The sequence below is a fragment of the Cryobacterium aureum genome (assembly GCF_002954245.1).
Taxonomy (GTDB): Bacteria; Actinomycetota; Actinomycetes; order Actinomycetales; family Microbacteriaceae; genus Cryobacterium; species Cryobacterium aureum.
The window spans coordinates 1-3,081 of sequence record NZ_PPTG01000024.1 but is presented as its reverse complement, the minus strand read 5'-3'; the positions used below and the strand labels follow the sequence as shown (position 1 = coordinate 3,081).

Annotated in this window: 1 rRNA gene; it reads left to right on the top strand. The window is 53.5% G+C overall.

Features of this window, described 5'->3' with window-relative positions:
* Positions 1-2,987, top strand: a 23S ribosomal RNA gene (locus tag CJ028_RS08890); the annotation flags it as partial.
* Positions 2,988-3,081: the final 94 nt, after the last annotated feature.

Below are 3,081 nucleotides of genomic sequence, written 5' to 3'. Positions count from 1 at the left end.
AGGTGACCTGGTGACTCCCGCCTGAATATATAGGGCGGGTAGAGGGAACGTGGGGAAGTGAAACATCTCAGTACCCACAGGAAGAGAAAACAACAGTGATTCCGTTAGTAGTGGCGAGCGAACCCGGATGAGGCTAAACCGATCATGTGTGATAGCCGGTAGGCGTTGCATGGTCGGGGTTGCGGGACTTTTCTGCCTATTCTACCGAATGGTAAGGGTTAGAACGTTGTATAGACGAACAGGATTGAAAGCCTGGTCATAGAGGGTGCGAACCCCGTAGTCGAAATGCAGCAATCGCCCGAGAAGTATCCCAAGTAGCACGGGGCCCGAGAAATCCCGTGTGAATCCGTCAGGACCACCTGATAAGCCTAAATACTCCTACATGACCGATAGTGAACAAGTACCGTGAGGGAAAGGTGAAAAGTACCCCGGGAGGGGAGTGAAATAGTACCTGAAACCGTTTGCTTACAAACCGTTGGAGCCAGCTTTGTTCTGGTGACAGCGTGCCTTTTGAAGAATGAGCCTGCGAGTTAGTGATATGTGGCGAGCTTAACCCGAGAGGGGAATGCGTAGCGAAAGCGAGTCTGAATAGGGCGATTCAGTCGCATGTCCTAGACCCGAAGCGAAGTGATCTATCCATGGCCAGGTTGAAGCGACGGTAAGACGTCGTGGAGGACCGAACCCACTTCAGTTGAAAATGGAGGGGATGAGCTGTGGATAGGGGTGAAAGGCCAATCAAACTTCGTGATAGCTGGTTCTCTCCGAAATGCATTTAGGTGCAGCGTTGCGTGTTTCTTGCCGGAGGTAGAGCTACTGGATGGCCGATGGGGCCCAAAAGCTTACTGACGTCAGCCAAACTCCGAATGCCGGTAAGTGAGAGCGCAGCAGTGAGACGGTGGGGGATAAGCTTCATCGTCGAGAGGGAAACAACCCAGACCACCAACTAAGGTCCCAAAGCGCGTGCTAAGTGGGAAAGGATGTGGAGTTGCACAGACAACCAGGAGGTTGGCTTAGAAGCAGCCACCCTTGAAAGAGTGCGTAATAGCTCACTGGTCAAGTGATTCCGCGCCGACAATGTAACGGGGCTCAAGCACGCCACCGAAGTTGTGGCATTGATATTTTTGGTTAGCCGCACCCTTGTGGTGTTGGTTCAGCCGTGTTGATGGGTAGGAGAGCGTCGTGTGGCCAGCGAAGCGGCGGTGTAAACCAGCCGTGGAGGCCACACGAGTGAGAATGCAGGCATGAGTAGCGAAAGACGGGTGAGAAACCCGTCCTCCGAAAGATCAAGGGTTCCAGGGCCAGGCTAATCCGCCCTGGGTAAGTCGGGACCTAAGGCGAGGCCGACAGGCGTAGTCGATGGACAACGGGTTGATATTCCCGTACTGACGAAAAACCGCCCAAACTAATCCAGTAATGCTAAGCATCTGAATCCCCTAGATGGATCCCTTCGGGGTGAAGCGTGGGGCCTAGCGTGCGACCCTATGCTGGTGCGGTTAGCGTATTAACAGGTGTGACGCAGGAAGGTAGCTGAGCCGGGCGATGGTTGACCCGGTCTAAGGATGTAGGCCGAGAGATAGGCAAATCCGTCTCTCATATAAGGTTGAGACCCGATGGGTAGCCCGTAAGGGTGAAATCAGTGATCCTATGCTGCCAAGAAAAGCATCGACGCGAGGTTTTAGTCACCCGTACCCCAAACCGACTCAGGTGATCAGGTAGAGAATACTAAGGAGATCGAGAGAATCGTGGTTAAGGAACTCGGCAAAATGCCCCCGTAACTTCGGGAGAAGGGGGGCCTGAGGCGTGACGGGACTTAGCTCCTAGAGCGTTCGAAGGCCGCAGAGACCAGTGGGAAGCGACTGTTTACTAAAAACACAGGTCCGTGCTAAGTCGCAAGACGATGTATACGGACTGACGCCTGCCCGGTGCTGGAAGGTTAAGAGGAACGGTTAGCCGCAAGGCGAAGCTGAGAATTTAAGCCCCAGTAAACGGCGGTGGTAACTATAACCATCCTAAGGTAGCGAAATTCCTTGTCGGGTAAGTTCCGACCTGCACGAATGGCGTAACGACTTCCCAGCTGTCTCAACCGCGAACTCGGCGAAATTGCATTACGAGTAAAGATGCTCGTTACGCGCAGCAGGACGGAAAGACCCCGTGACCTTTACTACAGCTTGGTATTGGTGTTCGGTGTGGCTTGTGTAGGATAGGTGGGAGACTGTGAAGCTTGGACGCTAGTTCAGGTGGAGTCATTGTTGAAATACCACTCTGGTCATATTGGATACCTAACTTCGAACCGTGATCCGGTTCAGGGACAGTGCCTGGTGGGTAGTTTAACTGGGGCGGTTGCCTCCTAAAAAGTAACGGAGGCGCCCAAAGGTTCCCTCAACCTGGTTGGTAATCAGGTGTCGAGTGTAAGTGCACAAGGGAGCTTGACTGTAAGACTGACAAGTCGAGCAGGGACGAAAGTCGGGACTAGTGATCCGGCAGTGGCTTGTGGAAGCGCTGTCGCTCAACGGATAAAAGGTACCTCGGGGATAACAGGCTGATCTTGCCCAAGAGTCCATATCGACGGCATGGTTTGGCACCTCGATGTCGGCTCGTCGCATCCTGGGGCTGGAGTAGGTCCCAAGGGTTGGGCTGTTCGCCCATTAAAGCGGTACGCGAGCTGGGTTTAGAACGTCGTGAGACAGTTCGGTCCCTATCCGCTGCGCGCGCAGGAAATTTGAGAAGATCTATCCCTAGTACGAGAGGACCGGGATGGACGAACCTCTGGTGTGTCAGTTGTTCCGCCAGGAGCACCGCTGATTAGCTACGTTCGGAACGGATAACCGCTGAAAGCATCTAAGCGGGAAGCCGGCTTCGAGATGAGATTTCCATCCCTTCGGGGGAGAGGCTCGCAGCTAGACTACTGCGTTGATAGGCCGGATGTGGAAGTGGGGACTAAAGACCCATGGAGCTGACCGGTACTAATAAGCCGATAATTTGATAACACTCAGTTTGAAGAAGCTGCTTTAGCGTCCACTATGTGGTTCTCGATGTACGGTCGAGAACAACGCTCCTTGTCAAGGGGAGCTCTATATAACT